Source organism: Geodermatophilus sp. SYSU D00700 (assembly GCF_054050255.1).
In genome coordinates this window covers 66011-84226 of record NZ_JBJGZA010000006.1, presented here as the reverse complement: position 1 = coordinate 84226, position 18216 = coordinate 66011, and the positions used below count along the sequence as shown (strand labels likewise).

19 protein-coding genes are annotated in these 18216 nt (G+C 75.9%); 5 read left to right on the top strand and 14 right to left on the bottom strand.

Features of this window, described 5'->3' with window-relative positions; translation table 11 throughout:
- Nucleotides 1-5: 5 nt before the first annotated feature.
- The 9 genes from mtrA to ACI79V_RS06970 all read right to left on the bottom strand — a co-directional run bounded on the left by mtrA (nucleotide 6) and on the right by ACI79V_RS06970 (nucleotide 8986).
- A complete protein-coding gene (mtrA, locus tag ACI79V_RS07010) occupies nucleotides 6-713 on the bottom strand; it encodes an MtrAB system response regulator MtrA (RefSeq protein WP_456874391.1) in 708 nt (235 codons plus the stop codon).
- Between the two features lie 216 nt (nucleotides 714-929).
- Nucleotides 930-2426 carry an adenosylhomocysteinase gene (gene ahcY, locus ACI79V_RS07005; RefSeq protein ID WP_456887811.1) on the bottom strand — a complete coding sequence of 499 codons (1497 nt, stop codon included), beginning with the start codon at nucleotides 2424-2426 and terminating at the stop codon, nucleotides 930-932.
- A gap of 121 nt (nucleotides 2427-2547) precedes the next feature.
- The gene (locus ACI79V_RS07000; protein WP_456887810.1) at nucleotides 2548-3387 is read right to left on the bottom strand and encodes an HNH endonuclease family protein; all 840 of its coding nucleotides are present in this window, start codon (nucleotides 3385-3387) and stop codon (nucleotides 2548-2550) included.
- Nucleotides 3388-3453: 66 nt separating this feature from the next.
- Nucleotides 3454-4629, bottom strand: coding sequence for a mannose-6-phosphate isomerase, class I (manA, locus tag ACI79V_RS06995; protein WP_456887809.1), 1176 nt, complete (start codon nucleotides 4627-4629; stop codon nucleotides 3454-3456).
- 114 nt (nucleotides 4630-4743) lie between these two features.
- Complete coding sequence (locus ACI79V_RS06990; RefSeq protein ID WP_456887807.1) at nucleotides 4744-5700, bottom strand: DUF808 domain-containing protein; 957 nt, start codon at nucleotides 5698-5700, stop codon at nucleotides 4744-4746.
- A gap of 137 nt (nucleotides 5701-5837) precedes the next feature.
- On the bottom strand, nucleotides 5838-6980 hold the full coding sequence (locus ACI79V_RS06985; protein WP_456874386.1) for an SIS domain-containing protein: 1143 nt from the start codon (nucleotides 6978-6980) through the stop codon (nucleotides 5838-5840).
- Nucleotides 6977-7186 carry a Trm112 family protein gene (locus tag ACI79V_RS06980; protein WP_456874385.1) on the bottom strand — a complete coding sequence of 70 codons (210 nt, stop codon included), beginning with the start codon at nucleotides 7184-7186 and terminating at the stop codon, nucleotides 6977-6979. Before ACI79V_RS06980 ends, ACI79V_RS06985 begins: the two co-directional genes overlap by 4 nt.
- Entirely contained in the window at nucleotides 7183-8544 is a 1362-nt protein-coding gene (locus tag ACI79V_RS06975) for a phosphomannomutase/phosphoglucomutase (RefSeq protein WP_456887806.1), read from the bottom strand. Before ACI79V_RS06975 ends, ACI79V_RS06980 begins: the two co-directional genes overlap by 4 nt.
- Before the next feature lie 91 nt (nucleotides 8545-8635).
- Nucleotides 8636-8986 (bottom strand): DUF3499 domain-containing protein, encoded by a 351-nt coding sequence (locus ACI79V_RS06970; protein WP_089402638.1) that lies wholly within the window; start codon nucleotides 8984-8986, stop codon nucleotides 8636-8638.
- A gap of 211 nt (nucleotides 8987-9197) precedes the next feature.
- Here ACI79V_RS06970 and ACI79V_RS06965 point away from each other — a divergent pair, with 211 nt between their 5' ends.
- Nucleotides 9198-9677 (top strand): metallopeptidase family protein, encoded by a 480-nt coding sequence (locus ACI79V_RS06965; RefSeq protein WP_456875293.1) that lies wholly within the window; start codon nucleotides 9198-9200, stop codon nucleotides 9675-9677.
- 68 nt (nucleotides 9678-9745) lie between these two features.
- Here the strand turns inward: ACI79V_RS06965 and ACI79V_RS06960 are convergent, their stop codons facing one another.
- On the bottom strand, nucleotides 9746-10639 hold the full coding sequence (locus ACI79V_RS06960; protein ID WP_456875292.1) for a hypothetical protein: 894 nt from the start codon (nucleotides 10637-10639) through the stop codon (nucleotides 9746-9748).
- Between the two features lie 73 nt (nucleotides 10640-10712).
- Here ACI79V_RS06960 and ACI79V_RS06955 point away from each other — a divergent pair, with 73 nt between their 5' ends.
- Nucleotides 10713-11699: a hypothetical protein gene (locus tag ACI79V_RS06955; protein WP_456887804.1), complete on the top strand. Its 987-nt coding sequence runs from the start codon at nucleotides 10713-10715 to the stop codon at nucleotides 11697-11699.
- Here the strand turns inward: ACI79V_RS06955 and ACI79V_RS06950 are convergent.
- Together ACI79V_RS06950 and ACI79V_RS06945 are read right to left on the bottom strand one after the other, a co-directional pair.
- Nucleotides 11674-12621 carry a hypothetical protein gene (locus ACI79V_RS06950; protein WP_456887803.1) on the bottom strand — a complete coding sequence of 316 codons (948 nt, stop codon included), beginning with the start codon at nucleotides 12619-12621 and terminating at the stop codon, nucleotides 11674-11676. The two genes, ACI79V_RS06955 and ACI79V_RS06950, sit on opposite strands and share 26 nt — an antisense overlap.
- 151 nt (nucleotides 12622-12772) lie before the next feature.
- Complete coding sequence (locus ACI79V_RS06945; protein WP_176449815.1) at nucleotides 12773-13024, bottom strand: WhiB family transcriptional regulator; 252 nt, start codon at nucleotides 13022-13024, stop codon at nucleotides 12773-12775.
- A gap of 315 nt (nucleotides 13025-13339) precedes the next feature.
- On the opposite strand from ACI79V_RS06945, the gene cofD reads away from it, so the two are divergent.
- The 3 genes from cofD to rfbA are packed head-to-tail and all read left to right on the top strand — an operon-like array spanning nucleotide 13340 to nucleotide 16264.
- Nucleotides 13340-14311 (top strand): 2-phospho-L-lactate transferase, encoded by a 972-nt coding sequence (gene cofD, locus ACI79V_RS06940; protein WP_456887801.1) that lies wholly within the window; start codon nucleotides 13340-13342, stop codon nucleotides 14309-14311.
- Nucleotides 14304-15362, top strand: a complete 1059-nt coding sequence (locus ACI79V_RS06935) for a coenzyme F420-0:L-glutamate ligase (RefSeq protein ID WP_456887799.1) — start codon at nucleotides 14304-14306, stop codon at nucleotides 15360-15362. Before cofD ends, ACI79V_RS06935 begins: the two co-directional genes overlap by 8 nt.
- 29 nt (nucleotides 15363-15391) lie before the next feature.
- Nucleotides 15392-16264 (top strand): glucose-1-phosphate thymidylyltransferase RfbA, encoded by an 873-nt coding sequence (rfbA, locus tag ACI79V_RS06930; protein WP_456887797.1) that lies wholly within the window; start codon nucleotides 15392-15394, stop codon nucleotides 16262-16264.
- A 115-nt stretch (nucleotides 16265-16379) separates the two neighbouring features.
- On the opposite strand, the gene ACI79V_RS06925 is transcribed toward rfbA, so the two are convergent.
- Nucleotides 16380-17366: a DNA-3-methyladenine glycosylase family protein gene (locus ACI79V_RS06925; RefSeq protein ID WP_456887795.1), complete on the bottom strand. Its 987-nt coding sequence runs from the start codon at nucleotides 17364-17366 to the stop codon at nucleotides 16380-16382.
- 54 nt (nucleotides 17367-17420) lie between these two features.
- Nucleotides 17421-18191, bottom strand: a complete 771-nt coding sequence (locus ACI79V_RS06920; protein WP_456887793.1) for an SDR family NAD(P)-dependent oxidoreductase — start codon at nucleotides 18189-18191, stop codon at nucleotides 17421-17423.
- Nucleotides 18192-18216: the final 25 nt, after the last annotated feature.

Sequence of the window (18216 nt, the reverse complement as noted above, 5' to 3'; positions counted from 1 at the left end):
CCGCATCACGGCGGGCCGGCCTTGTAGCCCACCCCGCGCACCGTCAGCACGATCTCGGGCTTCTCGGGGTCGCGCTCGATCTTCGCGCGCAGCCGCTGCACGTGGACGTTGACCAGCCGGGTGTCGGCGGCGTGCCGGTAGCCCCACACCTGCTCGAGCAGCAGCTCGCGGGTGAACACCTGGCGCGGCTTGCGGGCCAGGGCCACCAGCAGGTCGAACTCCAGCGGGGTGAGCGCGATCGGCTGGCCGTCCCGGGTCACCTGGTGCGCGGGGACGTCGATCTGCACGTCCCCGATCGCCAGCGTCTCGGCCTGCCCGGTCTCGCCGCGGCGCAGCTGGGCGCGCACGCGGGCGACGAGCTCCACCGGCTTGAACGGCTTGGTGACGTAGTCGTCGGCGCCGGCCTCGAGGCCCTGGACGACGTCGATGGTGTCGCCCTTGGCGGTGAGCATGACGATCGGGACGGTGGACTGGGCCCGGATGTCCTGGGCGATCTGCAGGCCGTTGCGGCCGGGCAGCATCAGGTCGAGCAGGACGATGTCGGGCCGGGTCTGCTGGAACACCGACAGCGCACGGTTGCCGTCGGAGACGAAGGCGGGGTCGTAGCCCTCGCGCCGCAGCACGATGCCGAGCATCTCGGCGAGGGCGGCGTCGTCGTCGACGACCAGGACGCGGCCGCGACTGGGCCCGGTGTTCGCTGCGGTCGGAGGCACGCGACCATTCTGCGACGTCACGGCCGGATCACGGTGGCGCCGGACCGACACGACCGGTCCGGCGCCACCATCCGCCCCGGGTGTCACCGGGGTCTGGCCGGGATCAGGTGACCTGATCATCGAGCGTCCTCCCTCACGTCCCACCGTGCGGGAGGACGCCCCACGGTGAGGGAGGACGCCCCACGGGCCCGCGTCGAGCGGGGGCGCAGGGTCCGCTCAGTAGCGGTAGTGGTCGCTCTTGTAGGGCCCCTCGACCGGGACGCCGATGTAGTCGGCCTGCACCTTGGTGAGCTCGGTGAGCTTCACGCCGAGGGCGTCGAGGTGCAGCCGCGCCACGTGCTCGTCGAGCTTCTTGGGCAGCACGGTGACCGAGGGCTCCCTGCCCTCGTAGGCCGCGCGGTTGCCCCACAGCTCGATCTGGGCGAGCACCTGGTTGGAGAACGAGGCGCTCATGACGAAGCTGGGGTGCCCGGTGGCGTTGCCCAGGTTCAGCAGCCGGCCCTCGGAGAGCACGATGACGGTGTGGCCGTCGGGGAACCGCCACTCGTCGACCTGCGGCTTGATCGTGGTCCGCTCGATGCCCGGCGTGCGGGCCAGGCCGGCGATGTCGATCTCGTTGTCGAAGTGGCCGATGTTGCCGATGATCGCCTGGTGCTTGGTCCGCCCGAGCTGCTCGGCGGTGATGATGTCGCGGTTGCCGGTGGCGGTGATGACGATGTCGGCCCTGCCGATGACCTCGTCGAGCGTGGTCACCTCGAAGCCGTGCATCGCCGCCTGCAGGGCGTTGATCGGGTCGATCTCGGTGACGATCACGCGGGCGCCCTGGCCGCGCAGCGACTCCGCGCAGCCCTTGCCGACGTCGCCGTAGCCGCAGACCACGGCCACCTTGCCGCCGATCATCACGTCGGTGGCCCGGTTGAGGCCGTCGATGAGGGAGTGCCGGCAGCCGTAGAGGTTGTCGAACTTGCTCTTGGTGACCGAGTCGTTGACGTTGATCGCCGGGAACAGCAGCCGGCCCTCGCGGGCCAGCTCGTAGAGGCGCATGACGCCGGTGGTGGTCTCCTCGGTGACGCCGCGGATGCCCTGGCCGATGCGGGTCCAGTACTGCCCGTCCTGCGCCAGCGTGCCGCGCAGCGCCTCGAGGATGACGCCGTACTCCTCGGAGTCGGCCTCGGTGGTGTCCGGGACGGCGCCGTCGGTCTCGAACCGGGTGCCCAGGTGCACCAGCAGGGTGGCGTCGCCGCCGTCGTCGAGCAGCATGTTCGGGCCGACGACGTCGCCGTCCTCGTTCCGGAACTCGAACAGGCGCTGGGTGCACCACCAGTACTCCTCCAGCGTCTCGCCCTTCCAGGCGAAGACGGGCACGCCCGCGGGCTGCTCGGCGGTGCCCTCCCCGACCACGATCGCGGCGGCGGCGTGGTCCTGGGTGGAGAAGATGTTGCAGGAGACCCAGCGCACGTCGGCGCCGAGCGCGACCAGGGTCTCGATGAGGACGGCGGTCTGCACGGTCATGTGCAGCGAGCCGGCGATCCGGGCGCCGGCCAGCGGCTGCGCGTCGCCGTACTCGGCGCGCAGCGCCATGAGACCGGGCATCTCGTGCTCGGCGAGCTGGATCTCCTTGCGGCCGAAGGGGGCCAGGGAGAGGTCGGCGACCTTGAAGTCGGTCTCGCCGTCGGGGGTGGTCAGGGCGCGGGTGCCGGTGGTGGCGGTCATGTCGCTCCAGGGTCGACGCCCCCGCCGCGGCGGGGACTCGGGGTCGCTGAGGTGAGCGAGCATGCCGAGGCTTCGGCGGGGCTCGTGCCGTCGACCAGCATAACGCCGGCCTTGGAGCGGCTCAGGACTCGCAGCCGACGCCGTCGCCGTCGCCGTCCAGGTCGGGGTTCCAGCCGGGGTCGCCCGCGCGGATCGGCGCGGCACCCGCGGCGCGGACGGCCGCGCAGTCGGGGTACGGCCCGGGGTCGGGGGCCGGCGGGGTCTGCTGGGCCGGCAGCGGGGTGCTGCCGGGCAGCGGCTCGTCGGGGCAGCCCCGGAGCACGGTGGCCACCGCGTCGCGTTCGGCGGCGGTCATCCACAGCCCGTAGGCACGCTTGACCGCGACCTGGCGGGCGACGTACGCACAGCGGTAGCCGCGGGCCGGCGGCAGCCACGTGGCCGCGTCGGAGTCACCCTTGGCCCGGTTGAGCGGCCCGTCGACGGCGAGCAGGTTGAGCGGGTCGTTGGCGAACTCTGTGCGGCGGGCGTCGTCCCACTGCTGCGCGCCCTTCTGCCAGGCGTCCGACAGCGCGACGACGTGGTCGATCTGCACCGCCTCGCTGGTGCCCTCGCCGCGGCGGAACTCGATGGTGGCGCCGGAGTAGGGGTCCTGGAGTGTCCCGGAGACGACGACGCAGTCGCTGCCCGGTCGGAACACCTCGCCGGTGAGGTCGCGGGCGAGCACGTCGTTGCGGGTGTCGCAGCCGTTGCGGTCGGTGTCGGCCCAGGCGTCACCGAACTCGTCGCGGTCGTAGCCGGTGCGTGGCGCCCGGCCGCGGAGCTCGATCTGCTCGAGCTCGGCCAGGGCGGTGCCGGCGGACGGGACGGGCGCCGCGGGTGCCTCGACGGCGTCGCAGCCGGACGCGAGCACGGTTGCGACGCCGAGCGCCAGGACCGCCCGCCAGGAGGACCGGGTGAGCACGACCGACGCTACGTCCGCCACCCCGGCGGTCCCGGCGGCGACACGCCCCCGTGGGTTCCTCCCGGTTCAGCGCAGGTTCGTCGTCGCCCGGTAGAGCACCGCCGGGCCGCGCGCGGTGACCGGGGCACCGGCGGGCACGAACGCCGACTGCCCGCGCTCGAGGGCCACCTCGCCGTCGGCCCCGGTCAGGACCGCACGGCCCTCGGTGCACAGCAGGACCTGGGGACCGCGGGTGCTCAGCGACCCGGTGAGGTCGTCGAGCTGGCAGCGGGTGAGGTCGAAGTCGTCGACCGGAACGGGGTAGCGCAGGCCTCCGGGCCCGAGCACCGGGTGCAGGACCGGGACCTTGCCGTCGGAGAAGTCCAGGACCTCGATGAGCGCGGCCAGGTCGACGTGCTTGTCGGTCAGCCCGCCACGCAGCACGTTGTCGGAGCTGGCCATGACCTCGACGCCGGCTCCGGAGAGGTAGGCGTGGAGGTTCCCGGCGGGCAGGAAGACCGCCTCCCCGGGGGCCAGCTTGAGGTGGTTGCACATCAGCGAGATCACCACGCCGGGGTCGCCCGGGTAGGTCTCGGCCAGGGTCGCGGCCCAGCGGTAGGTGTTGATGAACTCGGGGTCGTGGGCGGCGACGTACTCCCCCGCCTTCTCGGCCACGACCTCGACCAGGTGCGAGCGCCGCATCCCCGACAGCGCCAGCAGCTGCGGGATGGCGGCCTGGAGGCCGCCACGGGCGAGGGCGGCGATCGTCGGCTTGAGCTCGGGCAGCTGCAGCTTGGCCAGGCAGTGCAGCGACTCCTCGACCGGCCGGAAGCCGCAGAGCGCCTCGAAGGTGGTCAGCGCGAGCAGCAGCTCCGGCTTGTGCCACGGGTCCTTGAACGTCCGTGTCGGGTCGTCCTTCGGGACTCCCGCTGCCTCCTCGGCGGCGTAGCCGACGCGCGCCTGCGCCATGGTGGGGTGCGCCTGCAGTGACAGGGGGGCGTCGGCAGCCAGCACCTTCATCAAGAAGGGCAGGCGGGCACCGAAGCGCTCGTACACCTCCGCGCTGAGCATCTCGCCGGGCCGGTCCGCGATCGCCGCGTCCAGCGGGGCCCCGGTGGACAGGACGCTGGGCTCGGCCGGATGGCCGCCCATCCACAACTCGGCGTAGGGCCGGTCGGCCGGGACCGGCTCACCGAGCAGTCCGGGGATGACGGTCCGGGAGCCCCAGGGATAGTGCCGGACGGCGTTGGTCATCTGCCACATCGCCCCGGAGGCTACCGGCGCGGCAGGAGGCGACCGGGCAGATTGTCATCCTGAGAGGCACCCGGGGCGCACGTGACGGACGGGTTCCCGGCGGCCGGGGCGGGCCTCCCCGGGTCAGTGCGTCGTCGTCCCGCTCGCGGCGGGGTCCTTGCGCCGGTGCAGGGTGAGGCTGAGGACGAGCACGATCAGCGCACCGACGACGAGTCCGATGACCGCGCTGGCCCCGGTGTTGACCAGCCACCCGACGACGCCGCCGACTGCCCCGGTGGCCTCGTGCGCCGCCTCCTCCCAGTGGTGGACGACGTCGTACACCGCGTGCAGCCCGAGCTCCTCGCTGCCGACGAGCAGGATGTGGCCGCCGACCCACAGCATCGCGACGGTCCCGATCACCGTCAGCGCGCTGAGCAGCTTCGGCATCCCCTTGACCAGGCCGCGGCCGAGCCCGGCCACGCCCTTCTTTCCCGACTGCGACAGCCGCAGCCCGGCGTCGTCCATCTTCACGATCAGCGCGACGACGCCGTAGACGACGACGGTGATGAGCAGCCCGACGACGGCGAGGATGACCGCCCGCGACCAGAACCCCTCGGCGGCCACCTCGTTGAGCGCGATGACCATGATCTCCGCCGACAGGATGAAGTCGGTGCGCACGGCGCCGCGGACGACGGTGTCCTCGTCGGGCATCGCCTCCTCCGCCGAGCCGTGGTCGTCGTGGCCGCCCTTGAGCCGGTGCCAGATCTTCTCGGCGCCCTCGTAGCAGAGGTAGGCACCGCCGATCATGAGGATCGGGGTGAGCAGCCAGGGCAGGAACTGGCTGAGCAGCAGGATCGCCGGGAGGATGATCAGCAGCTTGTTGCGCAGCGACCCGAGGGCGATGCGCCGGATGATCGGCACCTCCCGCTCGGCGGCGATCCCGCGCACGTACTGCGGCGTGACGGCGGTGTCGTCGACGACGACGCCGGCGGCCTTCACGCTGGCCCGCCCGGCCGCGGCCCCCACGTCGTCGATGGAGGCGGCGGCGGTGCGGGCGAGCAGCGCCACGTCGTCGAAGAGGGCTACGAGTCCACCGGCCACGGGAGGTCCTTCCAGTCGGTCAGCACTCGTGTGCTGTCACGGTCGTGGGGGTCCGTCCGGCCGCAGCGCCGGCGCACCCCCGGGTGCCGGTACCCACCGGAACGCGATCGAACGCCGCGGGACCGGGAACGCGCGGTTCACCGGCGCAGGGCCCGCTCCTGGTCCAGCGCCAGGGCGAGGTAGACGGCGCTGAAGTCGGCGACCGCGAGCTGCCGCGCCAGGCGGGGCAGCCGGCCGTGGCGGTCGGGCTCACCGTGCTCGGCCAGGCCGCTGACCGGGACGTTGCCGCTCGCGGCGGTGCGCAGGACCTCGGCCATCGCCTCCTGTGCCGACCGCGGCTCCCGCTCCCCGGCGCCGTCGTGGAGCGCGGCGTCGGTGTCGCGGACGGTGAGCAGCCGCAGCCGCCGGCCGGTGTCCTCGGCGCGGTCGCGGAAGAAGTCGTCGGGGTCACCGGCGGCCAGCGGACCCCCGAGGACGGCGCAGGCGGCCACCCGCTGGTCGGGCAGCCGGAATCCGGTGCTGGGCAGGCCCGCGAGCGTGGCGAGCTGGTCGGCGAAGCGCTCGGCGACGGTGCCGGCCAGCGGTCCCTCGGCGGCGATGACCGGGAAGGCGTCGAGCAGCTCGAGGGCGAGGGTCTTGGCCGGGTTGACGAAGGACTCCCGCGCCGGCCCGCACTCGACGGCGATCTCGTCGAGCGCGGCGGCGATCGCCTGGGGATCGGCCACCTCGTCCCGGACCAGCCCGAGCTCGCCGGCCAGCCGGAGCAGCGGCGTCAGCAGCGACCACAGCGTGGTGTGCCGGACCCGCGAGCGCGGCAGCGGCACGTAGGGCATCCGCGCCGTGGAGCAGGCCGCCCGCAGCGGGGCGTCCTCGGCGCCGATGCCGAGCAGGCTCACGCCCCGGCGGGCGGCCTCGTACGCCGGCGTCACCGCGTACCGGCCGGCGCCGGTGCGGGTGGCGACGACGGCGATGTCGGTGGGCCCGGTCCACACCGGCAGGTCGGGGCCCGGGACGACGTCGACGGTGACCGGGCTCGAGGGTCCCAGCAGGGCACGCAGGACCGACGCGGCGACGGCGCCCTCGCGGCGGGCGACGATGACCAGCCCGCGCGGGCGCCCGCCGCCGGTCACCCGCTCCAGCTCCGCCTCGTCGACCAGCCGGGAGGTCTCACGGACCTGCGCGCCGGCGCCGGCGACGGCGGGCAGCAGGCCGCGCGGGTCGCGGGCGCGCAGCACGTCGAGGTCGTCGAGGACCTCCTCGGCCAGCTCCGGCGAGGTCACGGCGCCGCCGTCCCGCCGTCCCGGCGCCGTGCCTCGTCGAGCAGCAGCACCGGGATGCCGTCGCGCACCGGGTAGGCGCGCTCGCAGGTCACGCAGACCAGCTCGCCGGCCGCCTCGTCGACGGTGAGCGGGCTGTGGTGGGTGTCGGGGCAGGCGAGGATCCCCAGCAGCACCGGGTCCAGGCCGAGCGGGCCTCCAGCGGTCATGCGCGCACCATCTCCAGCACTCGGTCCCGCAGCTGTTCCATCCGCGCCCTGTCGGGCGCCTCGACGTTGAGCCGCAGCAGCGGCTCGGTGTTGCTCGCCCGCAGGTTGAACCAGGAGCCGTCGGGGAGGTCGATCGTCAGCCCGTCGAGCTCGTCGACGGTCGCGCCCTCCCCCTCGAACGCCTCCCGGACGGCGGCGGTGCGCCCGGCGGCGTCGCCGACGGTGGAGTTGATCTCGCCCGACGCGGCGTAGCGGCTGTAGGCGGCGGTGAGTTCGGACAGCGGCCGGCTCTGCTCGCCGAGCGCGGCGAGCACGTGCATGGCGGCGAGCATGCCGGTGTCGGCGCGCCAGAAGTCGCGGAAGTAGTAGTGCGCGGAGTGCTCGCCCCCGAACACGGCGTCGGTGCGGGCCATCTCGGCCTTGATGAACGAGTGCCCGACGCGGGTGCGCACCGGCTGCCCGCCGTGCTCGCGGACGATCTCGGGCACCGCGCGCGAGGTGATCAGGTTGTGGATGACCGTCGTGCCGCGGCCCTTGGCCAGCTCCCGGACGGCGACCAGCGCGGTGACCGCCGAGGGGCTCACCGGCTCGCCGCGCTCGTCGACGACGAACACCCGGTCGGCGTCGCCGTCGAAGGCCAGGCCGATGTCGGCGCCCTCCCGGCGGACGGCCTCCTGCAGGTCGACCAGGTTGGCGGGGTCCAGCGGGTTGGCCTCGTGGTTGGGGAAGGTGCCGTCGAGCTCGAAGTACAGCGGCACGACGTCGAGCGGCAGCCCGTCGAGGACCACCGGGACGGTGTGCCCGCCCATGCCGTTGCCGGCGTCGACGACGACCCGCAGCGGCCGGATGGTCGAGAGGTCGACCAGCGAGCGCAGGTGCGCGGCGTACTCGTGCAGCACGTCGCGGGAGGTGACCTCGCCGACCCGGTCGGGGGTGCGCTCGTAGTCGTCGCGCTCGGCCCACTCGCGGATGGTGACCAGCCCCGACTCCTGCCCGATCGGGGCGGCCCCGGCCCGGCAGAGCTTGATGCCGTTGTACTGCGCGGGGTTGTGGCTGGCGGTGAACATCGCGCCCGGGACGTCGAGTGACCCGGCGGCGAAGTACAGCAGGTCGGTGGAGCCCAGGCCCGCCTCGACGACGTCGACGCCGCGGGAGAGGACACCGGCGGCGAAGGCCCGGGACAGCGGCACCGACGAGGGGCGCATGTCGTGGGCGGTGACGACGGTGGTCGCGCCGCTCTCGCGCACCACGAACTCCGCGAACGCGGCGCCGATGCGCCGCGCGACGTCCTCGTCCCACTCGTCGGGGACCACGCCCCGGACGTCGTACGCCTTGATGATCGACGACAGACCCGCCACTGCCCACCCTCGCCTGGACTGGCCGGGCGCTGGTCCCCCGGTCCGGCCGACCTTATCGACGCGGGCGGGGACGGGCTCCTCGGAGGTCCGGCTAGTCCAGGTCGGGCAGGACCCGCAGGTGGCCGCGGCGGGTGCCGCGGCCGTCGTCGGCCGGGGCGCGCGGGGGCTCGGGCCGGGCCGCCTCCCGGACGGCGTCGGCCAGCGCGAGCAGGTCGTCGCCGGTCGGGCCGGAGTCCTCGACGTCGATCTCGTGCCGGACGACCTCCCAGCCCCGCGGCACGGTCAGCCGCTCGGCGTGGAACTCGCAGAGGTCGTAGCTGTGCGGTTCCGAGAACGTGGCCAACGGGCCCACGACGGCGGTCGACTCCGCGTAGACGTAGGTCAGCGTCGCCGCCGCCGGTTGCGCGCAGCCGCTGCGCGAGCAGCGACGAGACTGCCTCACCACCGGTTCCTCACGCGAGGCACAGTAGCCGCGCGCGGGGGTCGCGGCGAGCAGGCGCACCGCCCGCTGCACCTCCTCTCCCATCCAACCCGACGTCCCCGTGCGCCCCGGCAGGGGGCGGCTCGCGGGCGGGGTCGGCGGGTCGCCGCGGACCCCGCGTCGCCCGCGGGCGCTGCCCGCGTCCTCCGGTCGGCCGTACGCTCGCCCCGCCATGAGCCGACCCGCGAAGCGTCCCTCCTCCGGTCCTGCCCGCTCCCGTCGCGACCGGCACGGCCGGGGCCTGCGGGGACGCCTGGTGCCCGAGGAGGTGCCGCTGTCGCGCAGCCGCGCCGAGCAGTTCGACGACCTCGTCCTGGACGCGGTCGAGGACATCGAGCGGCGCTGGGAGCGCGAGCTGGCCGGTGTCGAGTTCGCCGTCGAGGACGTGCCCTGGGTCGACCACACCAGCCCCGACGAGGTGGTCCTCGACCCCGACGTCCTGGACGACGCGACGGTGCCGCTGGCGCGCGTGCTGCCCGCCCACCGCGAGGACGGCCGCGACGTGCCCGCGCGGATCGTCGTCTACCGGCGGCCGCTGGAGATCCGGGCGCACGACCGCGACGACCTCGCCGACCTCGTCCGCGACGTCGTCGTCGACCAGGTGGCGGTGCTGCTCGGCCGCGACCCGGAGGAGATCGACCCCACAGGTTGACGGAAGGACCTCCTCGCCCCCACGCCTCGCCCCGCTCGCCGCGGGCCCCCCGCGAGGGGGCCGTTCCATCACCTCTCGACCGGGCTGCCGAGCTCCTCGGCCATGCGGCGCGCCTCGTCGAGGCGGGCGCGGGCGAAGGCGACGTCCAGCCCGTCGCCGCGGTCGGCCCGGGTCAGCCGGGCCACCAGCTGCTCCAGGGCCACGGCGTGCCAGAGCAGGCCGACGTCGGGCTCCTCCCAGCCGGCGGTGCGCGAGAGCACGACCTCGCCGACCTGTGCCCGGTCCTGCGCGTCGGGCGTGGTGGCCCACAGGGTCAGCAGGTCGCGGTGGCGCGGCGCGGCGCGCACGCCGGACCACTCGAGGACGACCAGCCGCTCCTCGCCCTCGGGGGCGTCGCCGTCGAGGACGAGGTTGGCGGCGCGGTAGTCGCCGTGGCCGACCTCCGACAGCGGCAGCTGTGCGGCGGCGGCCCGGACCGCGCGCAGTTCGCCCAGGCGCAGCCCGCCACGCAGCAGCCGGCCGGTGTCGCCCACGGAGGCCCGCGCCCGGCGCAGCGCGGGACCCGACGGCGGCGACCAGGGCTGCCCCGGCGGTACCGGCAGCGGCGCGATCCGCACCGCGGTCTCGACCGCGGCCGCCGTCCACCGCGGCCCGCCGGAGGGGCCGGGGTGGACCCGGCGCGACAGCAGCCAGCGGCCGTCGTCGGCGGCGGCGAGCACCTCGGGGACGCCGACCTGCCGCTCCTCGGCCCAGCGCCGTCCGCGCAGTTCCGCGCGCAGCCGGCGTCGGCCGCTCTCGGTGACGGCGAGGTCGAGGACCCGGTCGGCCAGCACGCCCTGCACCACGCCGAGGCGGGCGCTGAGGTCGGCGACGGCCAGGACGGGCTGGGCGACGCCGAGCTCGGCGAGCAGCGAGGTCACGCGGTCGCGGATCCCGGACGACGTCGTCCCGCTCTCGGCCACCGGGGGATCGTGCCAGGGCTCGCGGCGTGCCGCACGCAGATGGCCGGGCCGGTGCCCTGCGATGCTGCAGGGGATGGACTCCCCCGCGCCGCTCGCCGCCTGGGTGGTGCTCGGCGGGGCGCTGCCGGCCCTCACCGCCGTGGCGGTGCTGCTGGTCCGCACCCGGCCGCGGGGCGCCGCCCCGCCGGACCCCTCACCTCCCGCCGAGGCGGCGGCCGTCACCCGACGGTGGGCGCACGACGACCTCCCCGGGTTCCTCGAGGCGCCGCCGGGGACGCCGCCCCGTCCCGCTCCCGCGCGGCCGGAGCCGCCTTCGGCCGCGCCGGCCGGCGAGGGTGCCGCCGTCCGCACGGTCGCCGCGCTCACCGCGGCGGCGCTGGCACTGGTCGCCGTCCTGGCCGCGCTCGCCCTGGGCTCCGGCCGCGGCGAGGCGCCCGCGGCTGCTCCTCCCCCGCCGGCCGCTCCCCCGTCCCCGCCGCCCGCCACGCCGACGACCCGCCCGCCCGACCTGCCCCCGGTGCCCGCCGACCCGTTGCCCGGGGAGCAGGGCGCCGGGTGGCTCGCCGCCCGGTCGGTCCCCCTCGGCGACGACGGGGTGAGCGCCCGGCTGGCCCTCGGCGGCCTGGTGCTCGAGCGGCGCGCGGTCGGGGTGACCGCCACCTACCCGGCGGTGAGCGTGACCGTCGGCGAGGACGGCACGGCGCTGGCGCACCTGCGGTTGCCCACCTGGAACTGCCTGGGCACCACCGCGCCGCGCGACCCGGAGGCGGCCGGCTGCACGTCCACCGGCGCCGAGTACGCCGACTTGCCCACCCCGGCGCTGGCCGTGACCCGCGACGGCGACGCCCTGCGGCTGGCCGGGCGGTTCCCCACCTACACGCGGCCGGCCGGGACACCCCCGGTCTACACCGGCCGGGTCTACGACCTCAGCGTCACGGTGGCCCCGGCCGCGCGGCTGCGCGACGGTGAGGCGCGCGCCCAGGGGACGCTGTTCCTCGGCACCGAGCGGGCGGAGTCACTCCGCGATCCCCTGCTCAGCCGGATCCGCGTCGCGGACTGACCGGCAGCAGCCGCAGCGCGCGGTCGGCCACCGCGCGCACCACGCGGCCGCGGCCGCCCACCGAGACGCCGACCAGCGGGGCGCCGGTCTCCTCGCGCAGGCCCCCGGGTTCGGCGAGCCCCCACCAGGGCAGCCGGTCCGCGCCGGCCGGGCCGCCGCCCCCGGGGGAGTCGCCGTCGAGCAGGGTGAGCAGGCCCCCGCGCAGCCGGCCGCCGTCGGTCACCGTGGCGACCTCGAGGCGGCCGACGGCGGCGTGCAGGCGGGCCGCGGCGCGCACCAGGTCGCGGGCCCGGGGGTCGCGCTCGCCGGCGAGCAGCGCCGGCAGGGCGGCGTCGAGCGCGCGGGCGTCCCGGCTGCGCTCGACCCGGGCGCCGGTGGCGGCGGCGAGGGCGTCGAGGTCGTCGACCAGCCGCCGGCTGCGGGTGGTGGCCACGACCGCGTCGGGCCGCAGCCGGGCCAGCGCGCGCACGGTCGGGTCGCCCAGCGGCAGCCCAGCCAGTCGCAGCCGCCAGGGCCGGCGGAACGAGGTCAGCAGGCCGAGGACGCCGGCGGCCAGCAGCGCGGCGGCGTCGTCGTCCCGGGCGGGCAGCCGGGCGGCGGGCCGGCCGCCGGGGACGGGCAGGCCGTCGCCGAGCAGCGTGGCGGTGACCACCGGGCCGGCGGAGGCGAGGGCGAGCAGGGCCAGCGCGTCGGGCCGGGCCGACCGGTGGGGCCCGACCACCACCGCGGCGGGCAGCAGCCGCGGCCGCCGGTGGGCGGCCTGCACCGCCAGCACCGTGGTCAGCCAGGGCGCCGACGCGGTCAGCGGGGACCGGACGCTGCGCGCGAGCGGCACCGCGGCACGGACCTCGCGGGCCACCCGCGCCCGGCCCAGCACGACGCGGGTCTCCCGTCCCGCCGTGGGGCCGGGACCGGGGCGCACCCCTCCATCCGACCACGCGGCCTCCGGCACCCCCGGCCCGGGGACGCCGCAGCCCCCGACGGCGGTGCCGTCGGGGGCTGCGGGAGTGGACGGGGGATGTCGCACGGCGGTGTGTCGGACGGTCCCGTTCGGCCCCTGCCGGGGCCTGCGTTCAGATGGCGCGGCGGCGCAGGCGGCGGCGCTCCCGCTCGGAGAGCCCGCCCCAGATGCCGAACCGCTCGTCGTTGGCGAGCGCGTACTCGAGGCACTCGGCCTTGACCTCGCAGCCGGTGCAGATCTTCTTCGCCTCCCGGGTCGAGCCGCCCTTCTCGGGGAAGAACGCCTCCGGGTCGGTCTCGGCGCACAGCGCGCGCTCCTGCCAGGACGCGACGTCGTCGGTCAGGCCCATGCCGAGCATCCCCATCAGCCCCTGGTCGGCGGACCCGGCACCCCGGCCGGTCCGGTCCGCCCCGCTGACGTAGTCACTCAGCCACGAGACCTCTGCCATGACGATGCGTCCCCTCTCGCTGTCGTCCGGGGCGTCGGGCACCGGGTCCGTCCCCGGCGCTGCCCCGCCCCTCACACCGCCGGAATTACACGCGTGTCGTTGCCCGAGCGTCAACTGCGCCCGGTGTAAGCGCTCGACCACAGCCGTCACACCCGTCACGGATCGTTCGTCACTTCTCGTGCACATACCCGACACGCCCGTCGAACAGTGGACAACTGACCATGGGGCACGATGACTTTCGTGGAGATCGTCGTGCTCGCCGGTGGCGTCGGAGGAGCCCGTTTCCTCACCGGCCTGCGGGACGTCGCCCCGCCGGAGTCGATCACCGCGGTGGTCAACACCGGCGACGACGTCACCCTGCACGGCCTGCGCATCTGCCCCGACCTCGACACCGTCGTCTACACCCTCGGCGGCGGCATCGACCCGGAGCGGGGCTGGGGCCGGGCCGGGGAGTCCTGGACGGTCAAGGAGGAGCTGGCCGCCTACGGCGCCGAGCCGACCTGGTTCGGCCTGGGCGACCGCGACCTCGCCACCCACCTGGTCCGCACCCGCATGCTCGACGCCGGCTACCCGCTCTCCGACGTGACCGCCGCGCTGGCCGACCGCTGGCGGCCGGGCGTCCGGGTGCTGCCGATGAGCGACCAGCGCGTGGAGACCCACGTCGTCGTCGACGACCCCGGCACCGGGCGCCGCAGCGCGATCCACTTCCAGGAGTGGTGGGTGCGCCACCGCGCCGAGCCGCAGCCGCACGCCTTCGTGCAGGTCGGCGCCGAGCAGGCCCGCCCGGCGCCGGGCGTGGTCGAGGCGCTGGCCCGCGCCGACGCCGTCGTCCTGGCCCCGTCCAACCCGGTCGTGTCCATCGGCACGGTCCTCGGCGTGCCCGGCCTGCGCGACGCGCTGCGCGCCGCCCCCGGCCGCGTCGTCGGCGTCTCCCCCGTCGTCGCCGGCGGGGTGGTCCGCGGGATGGCCGACCGCTGCCTGCCGGTGCTCGGCGTCGAGGTCAGCGCCGAGGGGGTGGGCCGCCACTACGGGGCGCGGTCCGACGGCGGTCTGCTCGACGCCTGGCTGGTGCACACCGGGGATCCCGCCGAGGTGCCCGGCGTCGACGTGCGTGCCGTGCCGCTGCTGATGAGCTCGCCGGAGGCCACCGCCGCGATGGCCCGGGCCGCGCTGGACGCCGCCGGGGTCCCGGTCCGTGGCTGAGCCGCCCGAGGACGGCCTGCGGGTCCTGCCGGTCCGCGGGCTGCCGGAGTTCACCGCCGGCGACGACCTGGCCGCGGCGGTCGCCGGCGCCGCGCCCTGGCTGGCCGACGGCGACGTCGTCGTCGTCACCTCCAAGGTCGTGTCCAAGGTGGAGGGCCGGGTGGTGCCGGTGCCGCCGGGCGCCGACCGGGAGGCGGTCCGGCAGCGGGCCATCGACGCCGAGACGGTGCGCGTGGTCGCCCGCCGCGGGCCGCTGCGGATCGTCGAGACCCGGCACGGCTGGGTGGTGGCCGCCGCCGGCATCGACGCCTCCAACGTGCCCGGCGACGCCCTCGTCCTGCTGCCCGAGGACGGCGACGCCTCCGCCCGCCGCCTCCGCGCCCGGCTGCGGGAGCTGCTGGGCGTCGACGTGGCGGTGGTGGTCAGCGACACCTTCGGCCGGACCTGGCGGGAGGGGCTGACCGACGTCGCGGTCGGGTCCGCCGGCATCGCGCCGCTGACCGACCACCGCGGCGCGGTCGACGCGCACGGCAACCGGCTGGAGACCACGCAGGTCGCCGTCGTCGACGAGCTGGCCTCGGCCGCCGACCTGGTCAAGGGCAAGCTCGACGGCGTGCCGGTCGCTGTCGTGCGCGGGCTGGCCTTCGCACCCGTCGCCGAGGACCCCGGCGCGCGGGCGCTGGTGCGGCTCGGGCCCGGCGACCTGTTCCCCTACGGCAGCCGCGACCTGGTGGCCGGCCGGCGGCCCGGGGCCGACCTGGTGCCCCGCGACGGCGACCGGGAGGCGGTGGCCGCGGCGTTCCGGGTGGCCAGCGCTGCGCTGCCGGAGTTCCCGGTGGTGCTGCGGCACGGCGGGGAGGGCGACGGCGTCGTCGACGTGCACCTGCCCGAGCGGGCCACCACCACCGCGGCGGTCAACCTCGGGGCGCTGCTCGGGGCGGTGGTGGTGCAGCTGCACGCCGAGGGCTGGGCGACCCGCTGGGAGCCGGTGGGCACGCCGGGCGGTTCCTCCCTCGTCGGGAGGTTGTGGCTCGGCTCCCCCCGGGTCTGAGCACGCCGCCGTCGGTAGCGTCCGCCGTCATGCGCGGCATCATCCTGGCCGGGGGCACCGGCAGCCGTCTGTTCCCGATCACGCAGGCGGTCAGCAAGCAGCTGATGCCGGTCTACGACAAGCCGATGGTGTACTACCCGCTCTCCACGCTGATGATGGCCGGCGTCCGCGAGGTGCTGGTGATCACCACCCCGGGCGACCAGGCCGCGTTCCGCGCGCTGCTGGGCGACGGCAGCCGGCTGGGCATGCGGCTGGAGTACGCCGTGCAGGAGCGGCCCGAGGGGCTGGCGCAGGCCTTCCTCATCGGTGCCGACTTCGTCGGGGACCAGCCGGTGGCCCTGGTGCTCGGCGACAACATCTTCTACGGCGCGGGCCTCGGCACGGCGCTGGGCCGGCTGCCCGCACCCGACGGCGGGCACGTGTTCGCCTACCACGTGGCCAACCCGGCCGACTACGGCGTCGTGGAGTTCGACCGGGCGGGCCGGGTGCTGTCCATCGAGGAGAAGCCGGCCCGGCCCAAGAGCTCCTACGCCGTCCCGGGGCTGTACTTCTACGAGGCCGGGGTGGTGGACGTGGCCCGCTCGATCCGGCCCAGCGCCCGCGGCGAGCTGGAGATCACCGCGGTCAACGAGCACTACCTGCACGAGGGCCGGCTCACCGTCACCGTGCTCGACCGCGGCACGGCCTGGCTGGACACCGGGACCTTCACCTCGTTGCGTCAGGCGACGGAGTTCGTGTCGGTGGTCGAGGAGCGGCAGGGCCTCAAGGTGGGCTGCATCGAGGAGGTCGCCTGGCGGCAGGGCTGGCTCGACGACGACGGCCTGCGCCGGGCCGCGGAGCCGCTGGCGAAGAGCGGCTACGGCGCCTACCTGCTCGGCCTGCTGGAGGACGGCCACCGCTGAGCTCGCCCGCCCCGCCGCGCCCCCGCCGGGATCAGGTGACCTGATCGTGGCGCGTCCTCCCTCACGGCCCACCGCGAGGGAGGACGCGCTACGGCGAGGGAGGACGGCGCGGGCGTCAGATGCGGCGGTGGTTCGTCGGCGCGGTCCGCGGGCCGCGCCGGGGCGGCATGCTCCCGCCCAGGCGCAGCAGCCGGACCACCCGCTGCCGGTGCCCGCGCCAGGGCTCGAGCAGCACCATCATCCCGTCGTCGTCGGTCTTGCGGCGGGCCAGCGACCAGCCGACCAGGTTCTTGAGGTGGTAGTCGCCGTAGCTGACCGTGTCGGGGCAGCCGTGGGTGCGCTGCACGACCTCCGCCGCGGTCCACACGCCGATCCCGGGGACGGTCCGCAGCCGCCGCTGCAGCGCCGGGGAGTCACAGTCCTCGCCGGGCTCGAGGGCGTGGGCGACCGAGGCGACGTGCAGGAGCGCGCGCCGGCGGGCGCCGTCGAGGCCGCAGCGGTGCCACTCCCAGTCGGTGACCTCCCGCAGTCGACGGGGCGAGGGCAGCACCCGCATGCCCGCGGGGGCCGGTCCGGGCGCGGGGTCGCCGGCCAGCCGCAGCAGCGCCCGCCAGACGCGGTGCGCCTCGACCACGGTGACCTTCTGCTCGAGGACCGCCGGCACCAGCGCGTCCCACGTGCGGCCGGTGCGGCCCAGCCGCAGGTCGGGCGTGCGTCGGGCGAGCTCGCGCACCAGCGGGTGGCAGTCGGGGTCGAAGCCCGCCGGGTCGTCGTCCGCGCCCAGCCAGCCGGGCACCGCCGTGCCGGCCCACTCGGCGCCCGGCCCCCACGCCAGCACCCGCACCTCGCCGGCCCGGTGGGTGATCCGCACGGTCGCCGGGCCGCACGGGGTGGTCGTCGTCCGCCAGACGGCGTCCCCCTCCCACTGCATCGCCGGGTCGCCGGCGCTGCGCTGGTGCGGGTACAGCACCCCCCGGAGGTCGACCGGCCAGTCCGGCCGCCAGCAGTCGGCGAAGTCGGCGTCGGCGCCCGTGCCGGCGGGTGCCGGGTCGGGGCGGGGTGCGGGTACCGGCGGGGTCGCGGCCGGCAGGGAGGTGGTCACGCGGGGTCTCCGGGGAAGAGGGAGAGCGGTCCTGCGCCTCAGCAGGCGGTCGCGTCAGCGCGGGGCCATGCGCAGGGCGCCGTCCATGCGGATGGTCTCGCCGTTGAGGTAGCCGTGCTCGATGATGCCGAGGGCCAGCTGCGCGAAGTCGTCGGGACGGCCCAGCCGCTTGGGGAACGGGATGCCGTTGGCCAGCGCCGTGCGCGCCTCCTCGGGCAGCCCGCCGAGCAGCGGGGTGTCGACCAGGCCGGGCGCGATGGTGCACACCCGCACGCCGACGCTGGACAGGTCGCGGGCCGCGGGCAGGGTCATCCCGACGATCCCGCCCTTGGACGCGGCGTAGGCGACCTGGCCGATCTGCCCGTCGAAGGCCGCGATCGAGGCGGTGTTGACCACGACGCCGCGCTCGCCGTCCTCCTCCGGCTCGGTGGCGGCCATCGCCGCGGCGGCCAGCCGCAGCACGTTGAAGGTGCCGACCAGGTTCACCATCACGGTGCGCAGGAACGGGTCGAGGTCGTGGGCGACGTTGCCCTTGCCCACGGTGCGCTGCGCCCAACCGATGCCGGCGCAGTTCACCGCGATCCGCAGCGGCCGGTCCTTGCCGGTGGCGTCCTCGACCGCCGCGGCCACCTGGCCCTCGTCGGTGACGTCGGTGCGGACGAAGGTCGTGTGCCCGCCCAGCTCGGCGGCCAGCGCCTTCCCCCGCTCCTCGTTGAGGTCGACGATGGTGACCGCGGTCCCGCGCGCGGCGAGTGCGCGGGTGGTGGCCTCCCCGAGGCCCGAGGCCCCGCCGGACACGACAGCTGCGACGTCGAAGCTCTGCATGCCCGGCATCCCACCACGCCCTCGG